This window comes from Dactylosporangium sp. NPDC051087, assembly GCF_055586325.1.
Genome location: NZ_JBVJIJ010000041.1, coordinates 64,796 through 84,247 on the forward strand (window position 1 = coordinate 64,796; position 19,452 = coordinate 84,247).

13 protein-coding genes are annotated in these 19,452 nt (G+C 68.8%); 5 read left to right on the forward strand and 8 right to left on the reverse strand.

From position 1 onward, the window contains the following. Positions 1-42: 42 nt before the first annotated feature. Positions 43-780 (forward strand): phosphotransferase family protein, encoded by a 738-nt coding sequence (locus ACZ6TV_RS48740; RefSeq protein ID WP_465307354.1) that lies wholly within the window; start codon positions 43-45, stop codon positions 778-780. Positions 781-897: 117 nt separating this feature from the next. After that, the gene (locus ACZ6TV_RS48745) at positions 898-1,314 is read left to right on the forward strand and encodes an MscL family protein (RefSeq protein ID WP_465307356.1); all 417 of its coding nucleotides are present in this window, start codon (positions 898-900) and stop codon (positions 1,312-1,314) included. Positions 1,315-1,839: 525 nt separating this feature from the next. Here ACZ6TV_RS48745 and ACZ6TV_RS48750 read toward each other — a convergent pair. Further along, positions 1,840-3,486 carry a hypothetical protein gene (locus tag ACZ6TV_RS48750; protein ID WP_465307358.1) on the reverse strand — a complete coding sequence of 549 codons (1,647 nt, stop codon included), beginning with the start codon at positions 3,484-3,486 and terminating at the stop codon, positions 1,840-1,842. A 321-nt stretch (positions 3,487-3,807) separates the two neighbouring features. Further along, entirely contained in the window at positions 3,808-6,246 is a 2,439-nt protein-coding gene (locus tag ACZ6TV_RS48755; protein ID WP_465307360.1) for a LysM peptidoglycan-binding domain-containing protein, read from the reverse strand. A gap of 616 nt (positions 6,247-6,862) precedes the next feature. On the opposite strand from ACZ6TV_RS48755, the gene ACZ6TV_RS48760 reads away from it, so the two are divergent. Then, a complete protein-coding gene (locus tag ACZ6TV_RS48760) occupies positions 6,863-8,125 on the forward strand; it encodes an FAD-dependent monooxygenase (RefSeq protein WP_465307362.1) in 1,263 nt (420 codons plus the stop codon). 315 nt (positions 8,126-8,440) lie between these two features. Here the strand turns inward: ACZ6TV_RS48760 and ACZ6TV_RS48765 are convergent, their stop codons facing one another. From ACZ6TV_RS48765 to ACZ6TV_RS48775, 3 genes are all read right to left on the reverse strand, one after another. After that, positions 8,441-9,625 (reverse strand): hypothetical protein, encoded by a 1,185-nt coding sequence (locus ACZ6TV_RS48765; RefSeq protein ID WP_465307364.1) that lies wholly within the window; start codon positions 9,623-9,625, stop codon positions 8,441-8,443. Beyond that, positions 9,622-11,910, reverse strand: coding sequence for an AfsR/SARP family transcriptional regulator (locus tag ACZ6TV_RS48770; protein WP_465307366.1), 2,289 nt, complete (start codon positions 11,908-11,910; stop codon positions 9,622-9,624). Before ACZ6TV_RS48770 ends, ACZ6TV_RS48765 begins: the two co-directional genes overlap by 4 nt. A 65-nt stretch (positions 11,911-11,975) precedes the next feature. Beyond that, complete coding sequence (locus ACZ6TV_RS48775) at positions 11,976-14,150, reverse strand: Hsp70 family protein (RefSeq protein ID WP_465307368.1); 2,175 nt, start codon at positions 14,148-14,150, stop codon at positions 11,976-11,978. A gap of 284 nt (positions 14,151-14,434) precedes the next feature. Here ACZ6TV_RS48775 and ACZ6TV_RS48780 point away from each other — a divergent pair, with 284 nt between their 5' ends. Further along, positions 14,435-15,394: a YihY/virulence factor BrkB family protein gene (locus ACZ6TV_RS48780; protein WP_465307384.1), complete on the forward strand. Its 960-nt coding sequence runs from the start codon at positions 14,435-14,437 to the stop codon at positions 15,392-15,394. Between the two features lie 824 nt (positions 15,395-16,218). On the opposite strand, the gene ACZ6TV_RS48785 is transcribed toward ACZ6TV_RS48780, so the two are convergent. Both ACZ6TV_RS48785 and ACZ6TV_RS48790 read right to left on the reverse strand, forming a co-directional pair. Then, entirely contained in the window at positions 16,219-16,869 is a 651-nt protein-coding gene (locus ACZ6TV_RS48785) for a hypothetical protein (protein ID WP_465307370.1), read from the reverse strand. Between the two features lie 333 nt (positions 16,870-17,202). Next, positions 17,203-17,502 (reverse strand): hypothetical protein, encoded by a 300-nt coding sequence (locus ACZ6TV_RS48790; protein WP_465307372.1) that lies wholly within the window; start codon positions 17,500-17,502, stop codon positions 17,203-17,205. Positions 17,503-17,645: 143 nt separating this feature from the next. Between ACZ6TV_RS48790 and ACZ6TV_RS48795 the strand changes: the two genes are divergently transcribed. Next, positions 17,646-17,915, forward strand: coding sequence for a hypothetical protein (locus ACZ6TV_RS48795; protein WP_465307374.1), 270 nt, complete (start codon positions 17,646-17,648; stop codon positions 17,913-17,915). Positions 17,916-17,940: 25 nt separating this feature from the next. Here ACZ6TV_RS48795 and ACZ6TV_RS48800 read toward each other — a convergent pair whose 3' ends face one another. Continuing rightward, complete coding sequence (locus ACZ6TV_RS48800; RefSeq protein ID WP_465307376.1) at positions 17,941-19,089, reverse strand: TerD family protein; 1,149 nt, start codon at positions 19,087-19,089, stop codon at positions 17,941-17,943. Between the last annotated feature and the right edge of the window lie 363 nt (positions 19,090-19,452).

Sequence of the window (19,452 nt, forward strand, 5' to 3'; positions counted from 1 at the left end):
TAATCCGGTGACGTCGGTGGTCATGGCCACGAGAATGGCCGTGTGGACGGGCTCGAGGTCGTCATCGCCCATCAGTCGCGCGCGACGCTGCGCGCCGGCGACGTGTTCCTGAAGATCGACACTGATCAGATGCGCATCGACGTTGAGGTCGCGGCGATCGCCATGGCGCCGATCCCGACGCCGGAGGTCCTGTGGCGCAAGCCGCCCGTACTTGCGCTCGCCACCGTACCGGGGAAGGCACTCGGCCGCCTCGGCCGGCCGTCCACCGCGTCGGCGGCGGCATGGGTCGCGGCGGGCGCCGCCGTGCGGAAGCTGCACGACGCGCCGCTGCCACCGTGGCCCGGCCGCAGCCTCGACCAGATCGCGGCGGACCTCGAGACCGAATGCGAATGGCTGATCACGAACGGCGTCCTTCCAGCCGAACTGGTCAACCACAATCGCCGCATCGCCGAGGCCGCACTCCGCCCCTACACGCCGGTCTTCACCCACGGTGACCTGCACATCAGCCACGTGTTCGCCGACGCCGACGAGATCACCGGGGTGATCGACTGGTCCGAGGCCAGCCGCGGCGACGCCCTGTTCGATCTGGCCGCCCTGACGCTCGGACACCAGGAACACCTCGGCGACGTCATCGCCGGTTACGGCGCAGATGTCGACCTCGACGGGATCCGCGCGTGGTGGTCGCTGCGGAGCCTGCTGGCGATCCGCTGGCTGAGCGAGCACGGCTTCGATCCGTCCGCGCCGGGTTGCGAGGTCGACGTTTTGAGATCCCAGATGTGAACCGGGCCTCCATAGCGTCGCGCTGACTCGTTGGTCCAGGTCGGTGCGGTCGGGATGGTTTAGGTCGGCGCCGGCTCGGTAGAGAGGGCTCAGCGGGCTGCCTCGGGGGGAGTACAGATGTTGAAGGGCTTCAAGAACTTCCTGATGCAGGGCGACCTGATCATCGTTGCTGTGGGCCTGGTGGTCGCATTGGCCTTCAGCACCTTGATCAAGGCCTTCACCGACAGCGTCATCACGCCGATGGTCAACGCGCTGGCAGGTGGCGGCGCGACGGGGAAGGGGATCGGCTGGACGGTGAACGGCCAGCGGATCGACCTAGGGGCCTTTATCGGCGCCTTGATCTACTTCATCATCTTCATGGCTGTCATCTATTTCCTGATAGTCGTGCCGTACCGGGCGTACATGCAGAAGCGCGGCCGAACGGTGTTCGGGGACCCGCCCCCGACGAAGACCTGCCCGAGTTGCCGGATGGAGGACGTGCCGGCGGGCGCGGTCCGCTGCCCGCACTGCACCGCAGACCTCGCCACGGCCTGAGCCGTTCCTGACGATTCGGCCAGCCAGTGACTCGCGGGTCTCCAGTGACTCGCGGGTCTTGGGTGCGGTAGGGGACGGCGCACAGCCAATCGGTGGCGGCGTCTCAACACAGGCTGGTGGGCACTGCCTGCATGGGTCCCTTGCGTAACGGTGACGCCTACGTGCGCCTCGCCGTCGGGTTGGCCTGACTCGGCAACTGATCCAACATCACCGTCGAGACCCGTGCACCGTCTGACCACCGGTCCTCCAGCAAGATACGGCGAACCGTCCCGCTCCACCGGCGGAAACGTCGGCGGCATTGCCTTCCCGCTCATCCCGCCAACCGGCTGATACAGCGCCTCAAACATCAAAACCGGTTTCACGCTGGTCATCCCCACACACGGAGACCAGCCGATCAGTCACGTTGCTACGCGGATCGGAAAGGCGCGTCAGCCTGCGACGATCGTGATCTGTCCATCGCCCGTGCCGCCCCAGCCCTGATCTGGTCGGTGTGCGGGCGGATCAGGCAGCATTGGATCATGCGCGTCATTCGTCTGCGTGCCGTCGTCTGTCATCGTGCTCGTCCAGCCACACGTAGCTGTGTGGAGCGAGCTGCAGCGCGTCGGCGCGGAGTCCGCCGGACGGCCCAGGCGCCGACGGTGATCCCGCCTTGTCAACCAGCTGCCAACAGTCGACGACCACGACCGCTGTGTTGAGCTGGTACCGGCCGCCTGTGTTGAGGATGGGCTCAGGCACCGTTGTCTGCGGCGGCACGCTGGCGCGCAGCACACCGCGCATGACACCACGTAGGTTGCTGACGACCGTTGACAGCCGCTGGTTGGCTTTGTCGTGCGGCACGCCTCGCCACACGGCGTCAACGATGTCAGTGATGTAGGCACCGGACCGATGCGCCACCAGATATGTCAGCAGCTCGAGACTTTTGGTCCGCAATCCTCCGACGGACCGACCTTCGCTGTCCAGGATCGACGGACCGTCGATCATCCTGACCTGGACAATGCCAGCCGATGGGCCGTACCCGCCATTGACCTTCCCGCGGGTGGAGAGCATGGCGTGTGTACCCGGTGCGGCGCGAGCTCGATCCGGCATGGTCACCTCGCCCGTGTCGACAGATGCTGCAGGGCCGGCATTGGACGGTATGGTGGCCGGTGAGCAGCCGGGCGGCGTAGCTTGCCTCGGGCGGCTGCTGACCCGCGTCCGCCGGATCTGCCCAGCGGTCACCCGTCGTGGCCGGTAAACATCCCTGCGGACAACGCTGTCCGCTCGGTTGTGTACGTCGGGCGTGCCTGACGGCTGCACCTGGCTGCTGCGGACCTCGAGCTTGTGAGCGGTTGCGGTGGCCGTATCACAGGATCCCTGCAAGATCCGCTCTGCGGTGAGTTCGCTGGCCAGCAAGCCGGTGATGCCGTCGTAGTCCGGGTTGGTGCTGAGCCGCCGGGCGATCTCGTCAAGGTCGAAGGTGAGTGTGGCGATGGCGGCTAGGTCGTCACCGACGGCGTTGCGGATTCGACCCCCGAGCACTCCCGCGAGTGCTGCGTTGCGTCGTTCCTGTCGCTTGACGATCAGCGCTGCTTCGAGTGATCCGTACAGGCCGAGCGACGGATGGGTCTTGGCAAGGCTACGGGCCCTGGCGGTGAGCATCGGGTGCCGTATCGAGTGGTTCCAAAGTTCGTACCTCGGCGTCGGCGGCGGTAGCTGCCCACGGGCCCGGAGCCGGTCCCGGCGCTGGTTCTCCACGTCGATCCACCAGCTGACGAAGCCCAGGCCGCTCATCAGTGCGAAGAATCCGCCGAGTAGGGCGCTGTCGTGGGTGGCGGCATTGAAGCTGGCCGCCGCGCCCGCGACAATGCCGCCGACCAGCCGGGACAGGTTCGCGTGCTCACCGAGACGTCGGCGGTTGTCGGCGTCGGTGAGGAACACGACTCCGCCGAGTTCCAGCGCGGCAACCCCACCAACGGCGATCCACCACGGCAGCGCGAAGGTGGCGACCGCGCCGGTCGCGGCTCCGTACAAGGCGACGACGAGGACGACGACGTAGAACAGGCGCCGCGTCCGTGTCGCCCGACGTACCGCAGCAGCAAGATCACCGTCGAGTGCTTCGGCCGTGACGTCACTGGCCCCACCGTCGAGCCGTGACAGTCGCGCCACCAATTCCGGTTCCAACGAGACGATCATCAGTGGTGCCTCGCGTGTGCTCGCCCGCCGGACCAGCGGGCCGGTTCCGGGTGACTCGCCGAACCAGCGAATGCAACGACAGCACGACATTGACGCACCGCTCGCCGGCTGCGCGCGGCGCTGACCGTTTCCGTTGAACCTCGACGGCACGCGCCTTCCCACGTCACCACTCCTGACGCGGCCGGTTCCGTCCGCCACCGGATACCTGGACGCGGCAGGCGGTCCTGTCGGACGCGCCGACGGCTCCCTGCCGAACGCGGACACGTGCACGGCTGCAGCGCTGGCGACCAGCCTGTGCTGCTGTCGCGGAACAAAAGGGCGTCACACATCGCTGTTCCTTCCCGTACCGGCGGTCTGCGTCCGTCGGATCTGTGCGTAGAGGGCCGCTGAAGCCTCCTCAGGGCGCTCCCCGATATGGGCGAGCGCGGCATGCAGCCGTTCCCACCGCGCGGTGACCCGTCGCAGGTTCCCTGCCTGGGCCAAGGCGACGATCGCGTCGCGGGCAAGCACGTCACTTGCCGGGTCGATGTCGGCAGCCGCGTCGAGCAGGTCGGCGGCCTCGCCAGTGTCAGTGGGAGACGTACTGTTCAGCAGCCTGGCGAGCTGCGTCCGGGCGGCGATACCCCGACGCCGGTACGCCTCCCGGTCCGCGTCGATCCAGGAGTACGCCAACGGGCCGGCGAGGTCTCCCGTGTAGGCTGCGACCGCTGTGCGCAGCGCAGTCTCCTGTCCTGACGATCCGGATCGGGCGACGGCCAGGGCGTCGTCGAGCCGCCAGGCATCGACATCGACGAGTTCCGGGTTGAGGTGATACCGGCCACCTGTGTTCGTCACCGGCTGCGCATGCGGATCGTCGGCGGCAACGCGGATGCCGTGCCGGAGATTGCCGACCACCGTGGATAGACGCTGACCTGCCCGGGTGACGGTGGCGTCGGGCCAGATCGCCTCCATGATGTCCGGCAGCGCCGCCCCGCCCCGATGGACGGCAAGGTACGTCAGCAGTTCCAAGGCCAGTGCGCGCATACCGGGGACTGCGCTGCCGTCCGGGTCGAGCACCGCAACAGTGCCAAGCACACGAATCCGCACCTTCACCGGACGCCCTTCCTGACCCGAATCCGATGCCGGACGATCGACATGGCCGGAGTCCTGACGGTCCGGGCCGACACCGACACCGGCGCCGGACGGGGTGGTGGCGGACGTGTCGGTGGCGGTCTCGAGCACGATGCCGTCGACAGCGAGATGGCGGGCCTGGTCGAGCAAACCCACGACTCTGGCTCGCGTCCGGTCATCAGGCGGCTGCACGATGAACGTGACCGCCCGCATCGAGCCGGCGAAACCATCGACGCCATCATCATCCGGCGCGGTGCCGGTCTGGTCCAACTCGCTGAGGTCGGCAGCCTCGTGCTCGACAAGGAGTCGAGCGCGCCGCAGCACCTCCGTCTCCAAGAGCCGCAACGCGTCACCGAGGGTGTCCGCGACGGTCAGCCCGGCTCGAGCCGGTGCATCTTGAGCCGGTATGTCTGGTGCCAATGACACGAGGGTGGCGCCGCAGATCAGCACGACCGACCGGTGGTCGTGATCCGCCAGTTGGGCGGCGATGCGAGCCCGTGCCGCAGCGACGCGATCGTCAGGGGTGCCAGCATCGTTCGGTCCCGGGGTAGGCGGTCGACCAGTGTCCACGGCATCGCTGCCAGCCGTCGCTGTCGTCGCGGTGACGCTGGCACGAACGACGGTGCCGCTCGTCCCGGCAACGGAAGCCTCATCTGCGGCCGATCGGTTCTGAGAGCCACCGCTGCCGTCCCGGCGGTCCGGACCGGCTATGCCCGATCGTCGCGACGTCGCGCCGGACCGACGTGACCGCCGCCTGGCTGCAACACCGGCCGACACCGCAGCCACGCCTCCCGCCAACACCAGCCAGGCCAGCACATGGTCCAGGTTCGACTCCGGCGGGCGGGTCGCAGGAGAACTCGCGGTGCTGGATGCCGCCGGTGCAGGGGGCGCCGTGGTGACCGCCGTTCCCGGATCGGCGGTCCCGCCGCCGACTTCCGGCGATGCTACCGGCGGGGGAGCGGCCTCCACGGGCGCTGGCACAGCGGGCTCCACGACCGGCAGCCGCAGGACCCAACCCGGATAGATCACGTCAGGATTGGTGAACGTCCCACCGACATCCTCGAAGTGGACGCCTCGGTTGAGCGCGAAGATCTCCGGCCAACGGTTCTCGTCGCCGATCTGCCGCGCCGCGATCCGCGACAGCACGTCTCCTCGGCGCACCGTGTACGTCGTGGCTTGCTGCGTCGATGCTGCAGGACCCGTCACCCCGGCGAGCACGAGCTCGCCACCAGTTAGCACGACCGCGCCCCCCGGCGGCTGCGCAGCCGGATACACAGGCTGCAACGCAACATGTTCCACCGGTCCGGCAGCGACCGGGCCAGATCCGACGGCTGCGATGGCTGCGGACGGCTGCAGCAGTATCGCGAGGCTGCCAGCAGCTGCGCTCACCGCGTGATGCAGCGGCACGGGTAGCCGCGCGCGGACACCGGCGGCACCTCGAGCGACTGCGATGACGTCCAAGACCGTTGCAGTGAGCAGCCAACCCCAAAACAGCCAACCCACGCCCACAGCCGCCAACACCACTGTGGCGGCACTGATCGGCTGCTCCGTCACCTCGGCCCAGTCGAGGGCGTGCCAGGCAGCGGTCTGCAACGTCACCAACAGACCCGGCAAACCCACCAGGGCAAGCGACAGCGCCAGTGCAGCCACGCACCAACGCAAGACACGAATGGCCATACCGACCCCTCAGTGAAAGGGCATCCGCGCCAGGCATCGACCGTGACCGCCCGCGGACCAAGACAACCGTCGAATAGAGGGAATCGACGGACGTCTCACGGTAGGTCCAGCTCGGAACGTTGAACGAGAATCTGCCGGTCACAGCAATTCACACGAAATCACAGCAGTAACACAGCAGGTCGCACGGCATCCCACAGCAGTCGCCGACGGGCTACTCTGAGCGATCCTGGCGCCGGGGTAGCACGGATCCAACGGTGTTTCCGGCCTGCACTGGCCCACGGGATGCCGGGTGAGGATGGTGCGATGATGACCGGGGCACTGAACGATATGACCGCGAGGAAGGAGCGGCTGGAGTCGTTGGCGGAGTCGTTGGCGGCGGTCGAGTTGGTGGGGTCGGCCAAGAGGCTGGGGCGTCGTTGACCGGTGCGGACGGGCTGCACTATCGGTGGCGCCCGATGGCGTCGACCTCGCGCTCATCGAGCTGGCCGCAGTACGGACCATGGCCCCTCACCGAGATCGTCGAGGCGCACCTGCTCATCGTCGACGGGTCTGCCGCAGGCGGACGCCGTCAACCACGAAGGTAGCGAACGTGACTCTCCCAAGCGTCCTGACCGCCGGCGCCAGCATCGCGGGGCCCACCCTTGCCTCCTGGCTCATCCGAACCGGTTGGAACGTCACCGTGGTGGAACGATTCGACCGCCTACGGGAAGAGGGTCAGAACGTCGACATGCGCGGCGCCGCCCGTGAGGTCTTGCGGCGCATGGGCCTCGAGGATGCCGTGCGGGCGGCCACCACCGCCGAAAGCGGTCTGGACTTCGTCGACGACGACGGCGCGCCATTCGCCAGCCTCCCCGCTGGCACCGGCGACAGCGACGGCCCCAGCGCCGAACTCGAGATCGTGCGCGGACGACTCTCGCGCCTGCTGGTCGACCACGCCGACGGCGCCGAATACCGCTTCGGCGACCAGATTGCCGCACTCGACGGCGACGGCGACGGCGTGACAGTCACCTTCGCCGGCGGCGAGCACCGTCGCTTCGACGTCGTCGTCATCGCCGAAGGCCTACGCTCCCGTACCCGAGCGATGGTCATGCCCGAGGCTCGGATACACGAGCTCGGCGTCTACTGCGCGTACGTCACCGTTCCCCGCGTCGACACCGACACCGACCGTTGGCGCTGGCTGCTGGCCGACCGGGGGCGCACGGTCGCTGTACGCCCCCACGACGCCGGCACGATGACCACCACACTGACACTGCGCACTCCGGTCCGCGGCCTCGAACGCCTCGACCGGGCCGGCATCGTCACCATGCTGCGCGCCAACTTCATCGACCTAGGCTGGGAGACCTCACGCATCCTCGCCGCACTCGACGACGCCCCGATGTACTTCGAAGCACTCGGGCAGGCCCGCCTGCCGAACTGGAGCCGCGGACGGGTCGTCCTGCTCGGCGACGCCGCGTGGGCCACCTCGCCGTTCGCCGGAATCGGAGCCACGCTCGCCGTGACAGGCGGCTACATCCTCGCCGGTGAGCTCGCTACCCACCCTGACCCGTACGCGGCGTTCGCGGCCTACGAACGACGCATGCGTCCCATGGTCGCCGCCGGCCAGAAGTCCGCACCCACCATCTGCCGCGTCGCCCACCCCCGTACCCAACTGGAACGCTCGCTGCTGCAACGTCCGCTTCTGCGGGCCGGTGCTTGGGCCGCGGCATCGCCGTTGGTAGCGCGTCTGAGCCGGGGCGCTGCCAATGAGCCGACCACGGCCGACGCCATCACCTTGCCTGATTATCGTCTCGCGCAGGCACCGGGAACGAAGGGCAGCGGAGAGAGCCTCGACCCGTCGGGTGAGGTGCAGTGACGCGAAGCCTGCGCGAGTAATGCGCACCCGGCCTGCTGGTTCTGGCTTCCTCAGCGGGCTGTGGCGCATCAACCCATGTCTGTCGACGACTACAAGCATCGGCTGCTGCCGGCGCTTGTAGTCGCTCGAGTCGTGGCCCAGTACGGCCATGCTGCCCAAACCGCATGATCGCGTGTCCGGGATCGGGGTGAAGCCCCATCGGCGGCAGCAACCGGTTTCGCGGACAGTTGCACGAGGCCGATCTTCAGCACCACCCACGCCCGTGCCATCCGAACCGATGAACGATCCCTTGCTTGATAGAAGTCGCTGGATGCGTCATCGAATCCAGGTGAGCTGACCGTCAGCGGAGATGACATCTCCGCTGATCTCGAACGGCACGGTGGCGCTGGCGTCTGTCCATCGGCGAGGTTGGACGATGTCAGTGCTCCACCGGAACCGGACGGTAGCGGCACCCTGTGTGACAGTCCGGATTGTGACGGCACCGGTGGCGTCGACATGCAACGTGATGGTCGGGTACTGGTCCACGGTCCATGTCGGGTTGTCGATGAATGGTGACGGAAACAGGTGCCGGAAGGGGCAGTCGCGGAGCGAGCCGACTCGCTCGTCCGTGTCCGGTTCCATGGCGTGGATGGCGGCGCAGGCGTCGATGCGGGCGTGGACTTGTTGTTCGATCTGCGGCAGGACGTCCGCGGTGAGCGTCGGATCGAGGATGACAGCGGCCGGGTCGATGCCCCCGGCGACGGTGACGGAGACCGTGACCGGTTCATAGAGGGAGTTGCCGCCGGCCGCGACTGTGTAGGTGCCCGGTGGCGCCCAGATCCGTTGAGCGTCAGACTGCCCAGCCGGTTCGATCGGGTTCGGGGTGATCTCGACACCGGCGAGCTGGGCCCGTCGGTAGGCGCTGCTGCGGATGTCGAGGTGGCCGCCGGCGAGGTGCGTGATCAGCCAGACGTGTCCGAGGTATCCGCTTCGGTACCGGGTCAGTCCCACGGTCTCCTGGTATGCGGTACCGGCGACGGTGTAGCGCACGACGACGTCCTTGCCTTTGCCGGCGGTCCTGGTGACGCTTCGGCTTGACGCGATCGTCACCTGCTCGGGCGGCTGGTAGCCGTCTCGGAGCCCTGCGGGGCTGCACAGCGGGCTGTCGTCGCACGGCGCCAACCGGTCGACCCGGGCGCCGTCGCGGTCGGTGAGCGCTGCGAACAGCGCCCGGACCACCGTTTCCGGTGAGTCGCTCGTTCCGATACCGGAACAGCGGACCAGGACCGCGCCCAGCAGCACCGCGACGACTCCGGCGGTGATGAGCCTCCGGCGTCGTCCTGCCCGCCGCAGACGCCACCGCGTCAACGGCGAACGGGCCCCGCCGGCCGCTGGTGTAAGCGCAGCCCGGGTGTTGGGTGATTGGATGACGTAGACCGGTGGATCGAGGTCGGGCAGCATCGGGTAGCCGCTCGGCCCGTACGGAACCAGAACGCGGGTGCCCTCGAGGTCATGGTTCACAGGAGGTGTCCTTGCCTGCTGGACATGGCATGCGGTCCGTCGTCCGTCGCTGCTTCGACCGGGTCGTGCGGCACGGGCACGCTGGTGGGAGCCATGCCGTCGACTGGGTCGTCGGCTGGGTTTTCAGCCTGGTGTGCTGCGAGGTCGCGGTACAGCTCGACGGTCGTGTGCTCGGGCACGACGTGCAGTTCGGTCAGCCGTTCGGTCAGGGTCGCCATCGTGCGCCGAACCCCGTCGTGGTCACCGACCGCGGCCTGACGGGTCATCACCGCCCGGTACAACGATTCGGTGTGCGGGGCCACACCGATCGCCCGGCGCAGCAGGTGCAGCGCCGCATTCGGGTCGGGCTCCGCTTCGGCGAGATGCACGTAGCAGTCGACGACGTGCCGTGCTGTCTGCTCCCGGTACACAGCGAGCCAGCTGGTGGACGGGCCGTCGGGAAGCCGGTCACCGAGTTCACCACGATCGAGTGCGGCAGCTTCGTGTAGCAGCCGGTAACGGTCTGCGGCGTCGCTGGTGTGGATCGCCGCAGCGTCGAGGAGGTCATGGAGCTGCCACAGGTCGACCTGGACCCGGTCCGGGTCGAGCCGATACCGGCCGCCGCCGGCGGCGAGTTCGGCGGTGCGACGCACCACGTCACCGCCAGCGGCGTCCTGCAGCGCCCGCCGCAGTTCCGACAGGCTGGTCGCGAGACGGCGGGTGGCGGCGTTGTTCGGCACATCCGGCCAGAGTGCTTCCTTGAGATCGTTGCCGGTGACCCCGTCGCGATGGACGGCGAGCAGAACAAGGAGGTGCTGGCTCGCTGCGCGCCGAACCTGGACGGCGGTGAACGTGCCGTCCGGCCGGGGCTGCAGTACCTGGACCGGGCCGAGGACCCCGACGAGGAGGCGACGCGGCTGGTAGGAGTCGTTCGGGGGCCGGTCGGGCCATGGTGCGACGCTGCCGTGCGGCACGCCAGTCAGCGGCGGTCCGGGCGGGCGAGTCGTGGTATGCGCCACCGCCGCGGCGGGGACGTCGCGTGCGCTGTTTACATGGGCGGCGGTGGCCGCCGGGGTCTGCCGCAGCACCGACAGCAAGGTCCGTGCCGTGGGGAGGTTCACTATCGCGAGCCGTGTCGGCTCCGCGGGTACCGCCATTCGCTGTGCCGGCGTGCCGACGGTCCCGTCGGCGGCGACGGACCAGACCGTTGCACTGCGCGGCGCGCCGTCGGCGACGGTGATGTGTAGATCCTGCAAGCCATGCATGGCGTTGTCGTTGGTGCCGGTATTCCTCGCGTTGACGGCGATCAGCGCCGTTGGTGCACCGGTTGCCGGTGGGGGTATCGATGCGTCCGTGGGGTCCGGACCTCGTGGCGTGTCGGCGTGCAGCCGCAGCCCTGGCACGGCGGCGGATTCGGTGCCGATCACCAGGCGGGCGGCCTGGCGATGCAGGATCACCTGGGTTCCGTCGCCGCGGGCGATGGCTGCGGCGAGCGCTGCGATGAGCATGCCTCGAGCCGCGTCGAGGGCGCCCGGACCGGTGAGGGTGATGCCGTCGCCGGGCAGCGCGGTGAGGTTCAGCCATCGGTCACCAGCGACGCCAATGACCACCGGCGGCGTGTCGCCGTCAGTGGCGGATGGAGCTGCGGTGTCGAGGTCCGGCAGAATGTCCAGGACCGCCAGGGTCGGGTCGAGCGGGGTCAGGTCGGGGTCGTGCCGGTCGGCGTGGCCGGGCGGCTGCGGGTGGTAGTGGCGCCGGCGTTGCGTCCACATGAGGGCGGTCACTGCCGCGAGCACCGCCGCGGTCGGCAGCGGCAGCCAGCCGTCGCGAAGGTTGACACCGCTGATTTCGCTGTCTTCTGCTGTCGGCGCGTCGGTCCCGGCGGTGTCGGTCACCGCCACACCATGCGTTGGCGTTGGCGTTGCGATGTCTGCGGCGACGGTCGGCTGCGGCGTCTGCGGCGGTTGCCGGTCGGGCACCGCTGCTGCGCCACGGCCGGTGACGGCATCGATCAGTAGGACCGCGGAGCCGGCCGCGGCAGTGACCACCGTGTGTACCGGCACCGGCAACCGGTGGTGCCGTCGCTGCGGCCGGCGGATCGCGTCGACCAGGTCGAGCACCGAGGTGATCAGCAACCACAGCCATACTAGCCAGCCGAGGAGCAGGCCGCCGATCACCAGGCCCGGCGCGCTGAGCGGCTCATCGATCAGCATCGCCCAGTCCGGTTCAGCCAGGATCAACTGCCGGGTCGCTACGGCCAGCACCCAGGGAAGACCGGCAAGCGTCGTCAGCATCAGCCAGAACATGCACACGGTCCGTAGGACCCGCATGGTCATGGCCCAGCCGACGCCACCGGCCCACGGCGACCGGCTCACGTCCGCTCACCAGCCGCCGGTCCGGGCTCCACGACCTGCGTGACGAGCTCGGCCTGCCCGGTCGGTGCGGGCTGTAGGGGCTGGCCCGGCGCGTTGACCGCCGAGACCGGCAGGAGGCCGCGACCGACGTACGCGGCCGCCGGCCGAGACTCCGGCAGTGCCGAAGTATGCGCCGATGGTTCACCGGGCGGACCGGACATAGCGAGCTCTGCAGCGGATGACGACGTCGACGTGTCCGCCTGCAGCACACCCTGGGCCAGCACTGACACCGCGCGCTGCAGCCACCACCAGGCCGCGGCCACCACGAACCCCACCGCGATCAGGCCGGTGCTCCGCCAGCTCAACGACACCGCGGTCAACGCAGCCAACGGCACCGCCACCAGCGGCCGCAACCAGAGCCGCCGCACGAGCAACATTGCCACCGCGGCACCCACGCACGCCCCACCCAGCCGACCTGTCGCACCGATGATCTGATTGGTGGGCGATGTGTACCGCTCCAGCCACAGCCACAGCGGGTCCAGTCCGGTCGGCGATCCTGTCCCGTCGTATCCGATCAGCGTCGCGCCGACGACCACCAGCACCACCGCCGACACCGGGAACCGCAGCCACAACGCCCACGACCCACCTGGCATGGCGGCAGCATCCGGCCGCCACCACACCACGACAGCAGTGAACAGCGCCGCCGCCGCGACGGGGAGCGCGGCCAGCACCGACCACCGCAGCAACGGCCCTGCCGACACGTCGAAGTACCCGACCCCGAACACCCCGAACCCGGCCGCGACCGCAGTCCCGAGCACCGCACCACCCGCCAGCATCGCGGCATACACGCGGACGCGCAGTCGCCCGTCCCGCAGCTCCGCAAACCGCATGGCACCCAGCCACGCCATGCCCGCCAACGCCGCCAGGACCGCCAATGCGGCGGCGTACGCCAACCCACCCCAATGCGCCAGCAGCATCCCGGGCACGATCGACTCTCGCGGCCCATGCCGCTCGGCACCCGCCACGAACTGCGCGAACAGGCCCACCGCCCCGACCGCCGCCACCGCCGCCACCGCTCCGCCGCCCACGTCCACCGTGTCGCCCGCAGCGGACCGGTCCGATGACGTGACGACCGGTGCCTGGACCGCGCCGAACACCGCACTGACCTCGGGATGAGCCACCATGACCGGTCGCACACCGAGGCCAGCGGTGAACACGTCCGCGATCACTGGCGAGCGGGCACCACCACCGACACACACCACCCACTGCACCTGCCCAGCGGTCATGTCCGCGGCCTCCACCGCCTGCCGGGCCGCCCCGGCAGCGGCACCGACGACCGGCGCGACGGCAGCCCGCAGATCCGTCACCGTGAACAGCGTCGGCTGCGTACCCATGTGCGCCTGCACTGTGGTTGCCGTCGACAACGCCTCCTTCGTCATCCGTGCCCGCTCCACCGCTTCCACGGTGGGCAACCCGGTCGGCACCACATCCGCGCCCAGGACGTCGCTCGAGTTCCCCAAGGCGGTGAGTACATCGGCGACCGCAGCATCCATGGCGGCCCCACCCGCCGATGGAACGTCGATGGTGGAGAGGACCTCGAAACCGTCGACGGTGCGGGCCACCACACTGACAGTGAACCCCGCTCCGAAGTCACACACCACGAGACACCGACCGACCTCGAGGTCCGCACCGCCAGCGGCCAGATTCCACGCCACCGCCACCGGCGCAACCACCAGCTCCACATCCGCGAAACCGGCCCGCTCGAGCGCCGCACGCAACGCCGTGCGCCGTCGTGGTCCCCAGCCCGCCGGCACCACGACCCGCACCACGCCCTGCCCGGACACCGCCACTGCGCCAACCCGTGACCGAACCGGCCGCAACAACGCCGCCACCACATCCACGGCGTCGACGCTCACCCCGCCGACCTCGAACGCGCCGTGCGTCAACCGGGCCATCGGATCGGGCACCCACCCCTGTGGACGGTACAGCGCGCGCTGCCGCGCCACTGCACCCGTCGACACGGCGCCGTCCACACCGACATATACCCCAGCATCCAGCCACGACGTGCCGTCGAACCCTACGACTGTCACCACGCCGTCGACATCGGCGACAGCGGCCTTGACTCGCCGGGATCCCACATCAATCCCAAAGGTCACAGCAGTCACATCGGACATAGGCAGATTCTTACTCATCGAAGCCACGTACGGTGACCCTCCTGACACGAGAAATGACCTTCTCGTGTGCGAGGTGCGCCGATAAGAGCAAGCTCGCCGACTTGGGCCCGCGGGGCAGCCCTGGATAGTGACCTCTTTCCTTTGCGGCCCGCGACATCGCTCCGCGCGGAGCGAGATGCTCTTCGCCGATGCGAAGTTCAAGGCCCTCAAGCTCGCCAACCGCCGCAGCCGACAAGACCGACCCCTGAAAACGAACATGATCGGCAGGGCGTGAGGAACGCCGGCACCGAGGACACTTCCGCATTCCGCTGCGATCGCAAGCCAGGAATCCGACAAACCTTCACGTCTGCGAATGGCTTCCCGGCGCCGCGTACCTGGCACCCAGGGCGCCAGAGTTCACCGACGACAACATCACCGTCTGGGCCGCTGCCCTCACCTACTACGGCATCCTGTCGATCTTCCCCGGATTGCTGCTCATGGTCACCGTCCTACGCCTGTTCGGCAAGAACACCGTGCAGAAGGTCATCGAGAACGTCAGCGGTGTCGCTCCCGGCTCCACCAGTACGATCCTCGGCACCGCCGCGAAGAACCTCCAGGAAGGTCAACAAAGTACCGCCGGGGTTCTGGCCGTCGTCAGCATCGCCGCCGCCCTCTGGTCAGCGTCCGGGTACGTCGGCGCGTTCATGCAAGCCTCGAACGCGATCTACGACGTGCCGGAAGGCCGACCGGTCTGGAAGACCCTGCCGATCCGTCTCGGCATCACCGCCATCACTGGGGTGCTGCTCACCGTTGCCGCGCTCCTGGTGGTGTTCACAGGTCCCGTCGCTGAACAGACCGGCAAGGCCATCGGCATCGGCGACGCCGCCGTCACCGCGTGGAGCATCGCCAAGTGGCCGGTCCTCATCGTGATCATCAGCCTGTTGTTCGCTCTGCTGTACTGGGCCTCACCGAATGCCAAACACGGCGGATTCCGGTGGATCAGCCCCGGTAGCATCCTCGCCGTCATCCTCTGGCTGGCCGCATCGGTCGGGTTCGGGTTCTACGTCGGCAACTTCGGCTCCTACAACAAGACTTACGGCAGCCTCGCCGCCGTCATCGTCTTCCTCGTCTGGCTGTGGATCAGCAACATCGCCATTCTCCTCGGCGCCGAGTTCGACGCCGAACTCCAACGCAGCCGCGCCATCCAAGCCGGCCACGCCGAAACCGAGGAGCCCTATGTGGAGCTGCGCGACACCCGCAAGCTCAAGACCGACGAAATCTGAACCGACCAGGACTCTGGGCGAGTCTCCGGCGGCGCCGCCTCACGGAGGTCACCACGCCGCTGTGACGTCGAGGAAAATAGCTACTACCGGGGGCAAGGGTCTGGGTCGATCCGCGTCATCAGCTCGCCAGCGGAGTGATTGCGACGACTGCACTCGCGGTGCTGTGCGACGGCCCGGTCACCTCGATGCCGACCGCGCAGTGGGTCCGACACCGAGGACGATGACGTCCTGCGGCGCTTCGTGTCACTGCTCAACTTCACGCTGCGCTCCGCGCAGCATCCGGCGCGCGTCTGGCACCCTAAGAAGAAGGTCGTCTACTACCAGGCGCCCCAGACCTGGCCAGCCGCAAAGTCCGCGGGCGCTACCGCTAGGGCTACGGTCGCGTCGGCTTGGCTCTGGTGTGGGTGGCAGTAGTGTCGCGCCACTGCTGATCTGCTGCCATGTGACGCCGTGCTGGGGGTTCTCAATGGAGCTGATCTCTTCTCACCGGATCTGATCCCTACCTGATCTGTCTCATTCGTTCTGATCCGCCCGCGTCGGGGTTCGGCGATAGCGGCCGATAGCCTGTGCCTGATCTTGGGGCGAAGAGGCGGCGGGTTGGGCGGTCTGGTGGCGCTGGAGGGTTCGGCGCCGGTGTCGTTGTCGGGCTTCATTGTCGGGCTTCGTGGTCGGGTACGTCGGCGTGGACGGTCGTGAGCGGCGTGATGGCCTGGCGGCGGCGGCAGTGGTGGCGTTCGAGTCGGTACTGCCGGTGCGCGGTCGTAGCGGCAGCTGCAGCGGGAGCGGCCGGCCGTCAGCGTGGTGCCGCGGCGGCTATTAGCGGGTCAGCCCGGCAGGCCGCTGCCGTGCGGGCCGGGGTGCTCTGCGTACAGCGGGCAGCCGCTGGGCTCGGCAGCCGGTTCCACACCGGCGGGCTGGTTGGCGGGGCAGTCCGGCAGCTGCACCAGCTCGCAGGCCCGCAAAGTCCAGCGGGCCCACCAGTCGCCACGGTCGTCGCCGCCCTGCGCTCTGGCGGCGTGCGGCTCGGGATGCCCGGCCGGAAGCTCGCAACGCAGCTCGGCCGGCATGTCGCAGTACGCGTATGGCCGCAGGGACAGCCATGCCTGCTCGTCGTGGCCGAGGCGCACGGTGGCCAGACAGTGCCCGTCCAGCGCCGGCCGCGGCCCGCAGTACTGCACCGCCGCCACCCGGGCTGCCGCGGTGAGCTGCTCGCACACCGCGGTGACGCCGTGCAGATTCCGCAACGCCCCGGTGGTGTCGCCTTCGTCGAGGTACACCTGCACAAGCCGGGCCGACTGCACCACGTCGCTGGCCAGCACGGCCAAGCGCAGATGCGCCGGCAGCCGATCCCGGCCCGACAGCCCAGAAGTCCACACCTCGGCCAACTCGCCAAGCTCGGCGGCCGGCACCGCTAGCTGCCCAGCCAGCTCACCCGGGCTGGGAGCGTCGATACGTGTAGTGCTGTTGGCATCCATAGCGGTGCGCCCTCCCTGGCTAATCCGACACGCAGACGGTACCGGCACGGCCCGCCGCCGGACCGCCCCGGCGTGCCCAGCCAGCACAGCCCGAGCCGGCCAGGCAGGCGGTGACTGCACCGGTGCAGGACGGCAAGCCGGTCGGCATCGTCTACCGCGATACCCGCCTGGCGGCCGCAGTGCACGCCGTGACCTGCCGTCACCATCGCCACCGCCCGGCCTCTCTGCCGGGCGGTGGCGGCGACCCGTCAGCGGCAAGAATCCCCACCGCCGGATCACATTCGTTAAGAAGCACCGAGCCCCGGCATTTCTCACCGATCTGATCCGCGCAGCTCAGCGGCTTCCGGCCAAATCAGATTTGTTGAGAGCGCACACGTGCCTCGTCGGCGGACTCGTCCGGGTGTCGTCCGGCCGCTGCCACCGGCGGCCGTCAACACCGCCGAGCCGGAGCTTCAGGGTGTAGGCGGTCCCGTCGGTGCGGATGTAGACGTCGCGCCGGTTGAGCCGTCCCCTCGTGCCGTTCCACCAGTGCCGGACGATCGTGTCAGCCTGGCCGGCTGCCAGTCGGGTGGCCTTGGTGGCCTGGATGTCGGCCGGGTCGGCTGGGCCGGGCGGTGGCCGGTCAGCGGTCATGACGCCACGGCCGACGCCATGCCGGCGGGAGGCTCGTCGTTGTTGGTGAGTTCGGGATCCACTTTGGTCATGGTCTGGTTGTTCAGAACGGCGGGTCGGAGCCTGCGGCGAGGTTCAGATAGGTGGGCTGCAGCAGCGTCGGGATGTCCCGGCTGGTCGGGTGGGTCCAGGTTGCTATCGGACGGCGCTCGGTGCGCGTGGAGCGTTCGACGGTGTCGGCGAATGCGGGAATTTCGACGTTTGCTGGTCACGAAGGTGGCGCCGCCGCCGGTCACGACGCCGGCCGCCTTGCCGAGCTGGATTCGGCCGGCCCGCGGGCAGTCGAGGCGTTACGGGCGCCTTACACCCACGTGGACCGGATCTGGCAAGACGCCAATATTCGTCCGGGAGTGAGCCGGGACTCGATCGGGTGATCTCGGTCGGACGCTGCGGCGCCGGCTACGCCGTGGCGGACAGCAGCCTCGTCGCCAGCGGTTCCATGTCCTCCGCCTTTCTGCCGTCCTGGAACACGCCGAGCGCCTGCATCGTCCAGACACCGGCCGGCCCACGCCGCAGTACCGCCATCAGCACGCCCGTGGACGGCTCCGACTGGGTGAGGTCGAAGCGGACGAGCTCGTTGCCGCTGCGGTCCTCGAGCAACCGGCAGTAGGCCCGCCTGATCGCGGTGAACTTGTGCGAGCCGTAGCTGTTGACAGTGAAGACGAGGGCGTGCACCTCCACGGGGAGCAGGTCGAGCGCCACCCGGATCTGCTCGTCGTCGCCTTCTCCGCGGCCGGTCTGGTTGTCCCCGCTGAGCTTGATCGCGCCGTCGTACCCGGTCTTCCTGCCGAAATAGACGGTGACTGCCGGCTGGCCGCCGACGAAGGCGATCACGCCCGCGTCCAGGTCGATGCTTCTCCCGGCCTTCGCCGGATCCCAGCCCAGACCCATCCGAATGCGGACCAGCGGCGGCACGCCGGTCTTCACCAGACTCACCGACTCGTTCTTGCGGAGCATCATCCGGCCCTTGTCGAGGTTGACCGGTGCAGGCGGCCCCGCGGCGGGCGCCGGCGGCGCTGGCGGGTCGTCGACCTGGATGCCGAACGCCGTGGCCAGACCGGCCAGCCCGTTGTCGAAGCCCTGCCCCACCGCCCGGAACTTCCACTCGGCGCCGCGCCGGTACAGCTCGCCGAGGACCATCGAGGTCTCCGTCACCGCACCCGCCACCACGAAGCGGACCAGTTCGGTGTCCGCCTCGTCGTACAGGCACAAGGTCAAGCCCGGCACCCGGCCGAACACCCCCTCGGCCGACGCCGCGACCACGATCCGCTCCACCACCGGCTCGACCTGTCCGAGCGTGACGCTGACGGTGTCCGCCAGCCACCGCGGGTCCGTCCGCTTGCCCGCGTGGCGGACCGACCCGCTCGCGTGGCCCGCCTGGTTGTAGTACACGAAGTCGCCGTCGCTGCGCACCCGCCCGGCGCCGGTCAGCAACAACGCCGAGACGTCGACGTCGGGCACGGAGGGACCCGGCTGCCAGCTCAGCACGGCGTGGACCACCGACGCCTGCACGGGCACGTTCTGTCCCTTCGCGAGTATCTGCGCCATTTCGCGTCCTCCACGCCGTCGACGTTGGGCGTCACCCTACGACGACGCGTCCACATGGTCTGTCAGCTGTCGGCCAGGAACCGGGCTCGCCACCCTTGAGCTCCCGCCCCGCGACCAACGCAACCCGGGTGGGTCCCGAACTGGCGAACACATGATCCGACCGTCGACCGGTGGGTCCCGAGTTCAACGACAAACGGGTTTCGTTCTCGCCTCTGGCGCACGCTCCGGATGCTGTTGGTGATCTTGGCTGGTTGGTCAGTTTGTCTGAGCCGCGACCTGGACCGGTTCGTCCCCGGCATCGGGTTCCGCATCGACCCGGCCGTGAAAATGGACGTCATCTTCATCGCCACCGGCATCATCATC

Bases quoted from the DNA above. Each gene is read 5' to 3' on its own strand.
- ACZ6TV_RS48745 (WP_465307356.1), top strand. From the start codon at position 898: ATGTTGAAGGGCTTCAAGAACTTCCTGATGCAGGGCGACCTGATCATC.
- ACZ6TV_RS48750 (WP_465307358.1), bottom strand. From the start codon at position 3,486: ATGATCGTCTCGTTGGAACCGGAATTGGTGGCGCGACTGTCACGGCTC.
- ACZ6TV_RS48770 (WP_465307366.1), bottom strand. From the start codon at position 11,910: ATGTTCTGGCTGATGCTGACGACGCTTGCCGGTCTTCCCTGGGTGCTG.
- ACZ6TV_RS48775 (WP_465307368.1), bottom strand. From the start codon at position 14,150: ATGAGTAAGAATCTGCCTATGTCCGATGTGACTGCTGTGACCTTTGGG.
- ACZ6TV_RS48785 (WP_465307370.1), bottom strand. From the start codon at position 16,869: ATGGATGCCAACAGCACTACACGTATCGACGCTCCCAGCCCGGGTGAG.
- ACZ6TV_RS48790 (WP_465307372.1), bottom strand. From the start codon at position 17,502: ATGACCGCTGACCGGCCACCGCCCGGCCCAGCCGACCCGGCCGACATC.
- ACZ6TV_RS48795 (WP_465307374.1), top strand. From the start codon at position 17,646: ATGTCCCGGCTGGTCGGGTGGGTCCAGGTTGCTATCGGACGGCGCTCG.
- ACZ6TV_RS48800 (WP_465307376.1), bottom strand. From the start codon at position 19,089: ATGGCGCAGATACTCGCGAAGGGACAGAACGTGCCCGTGCAGGCGTCG.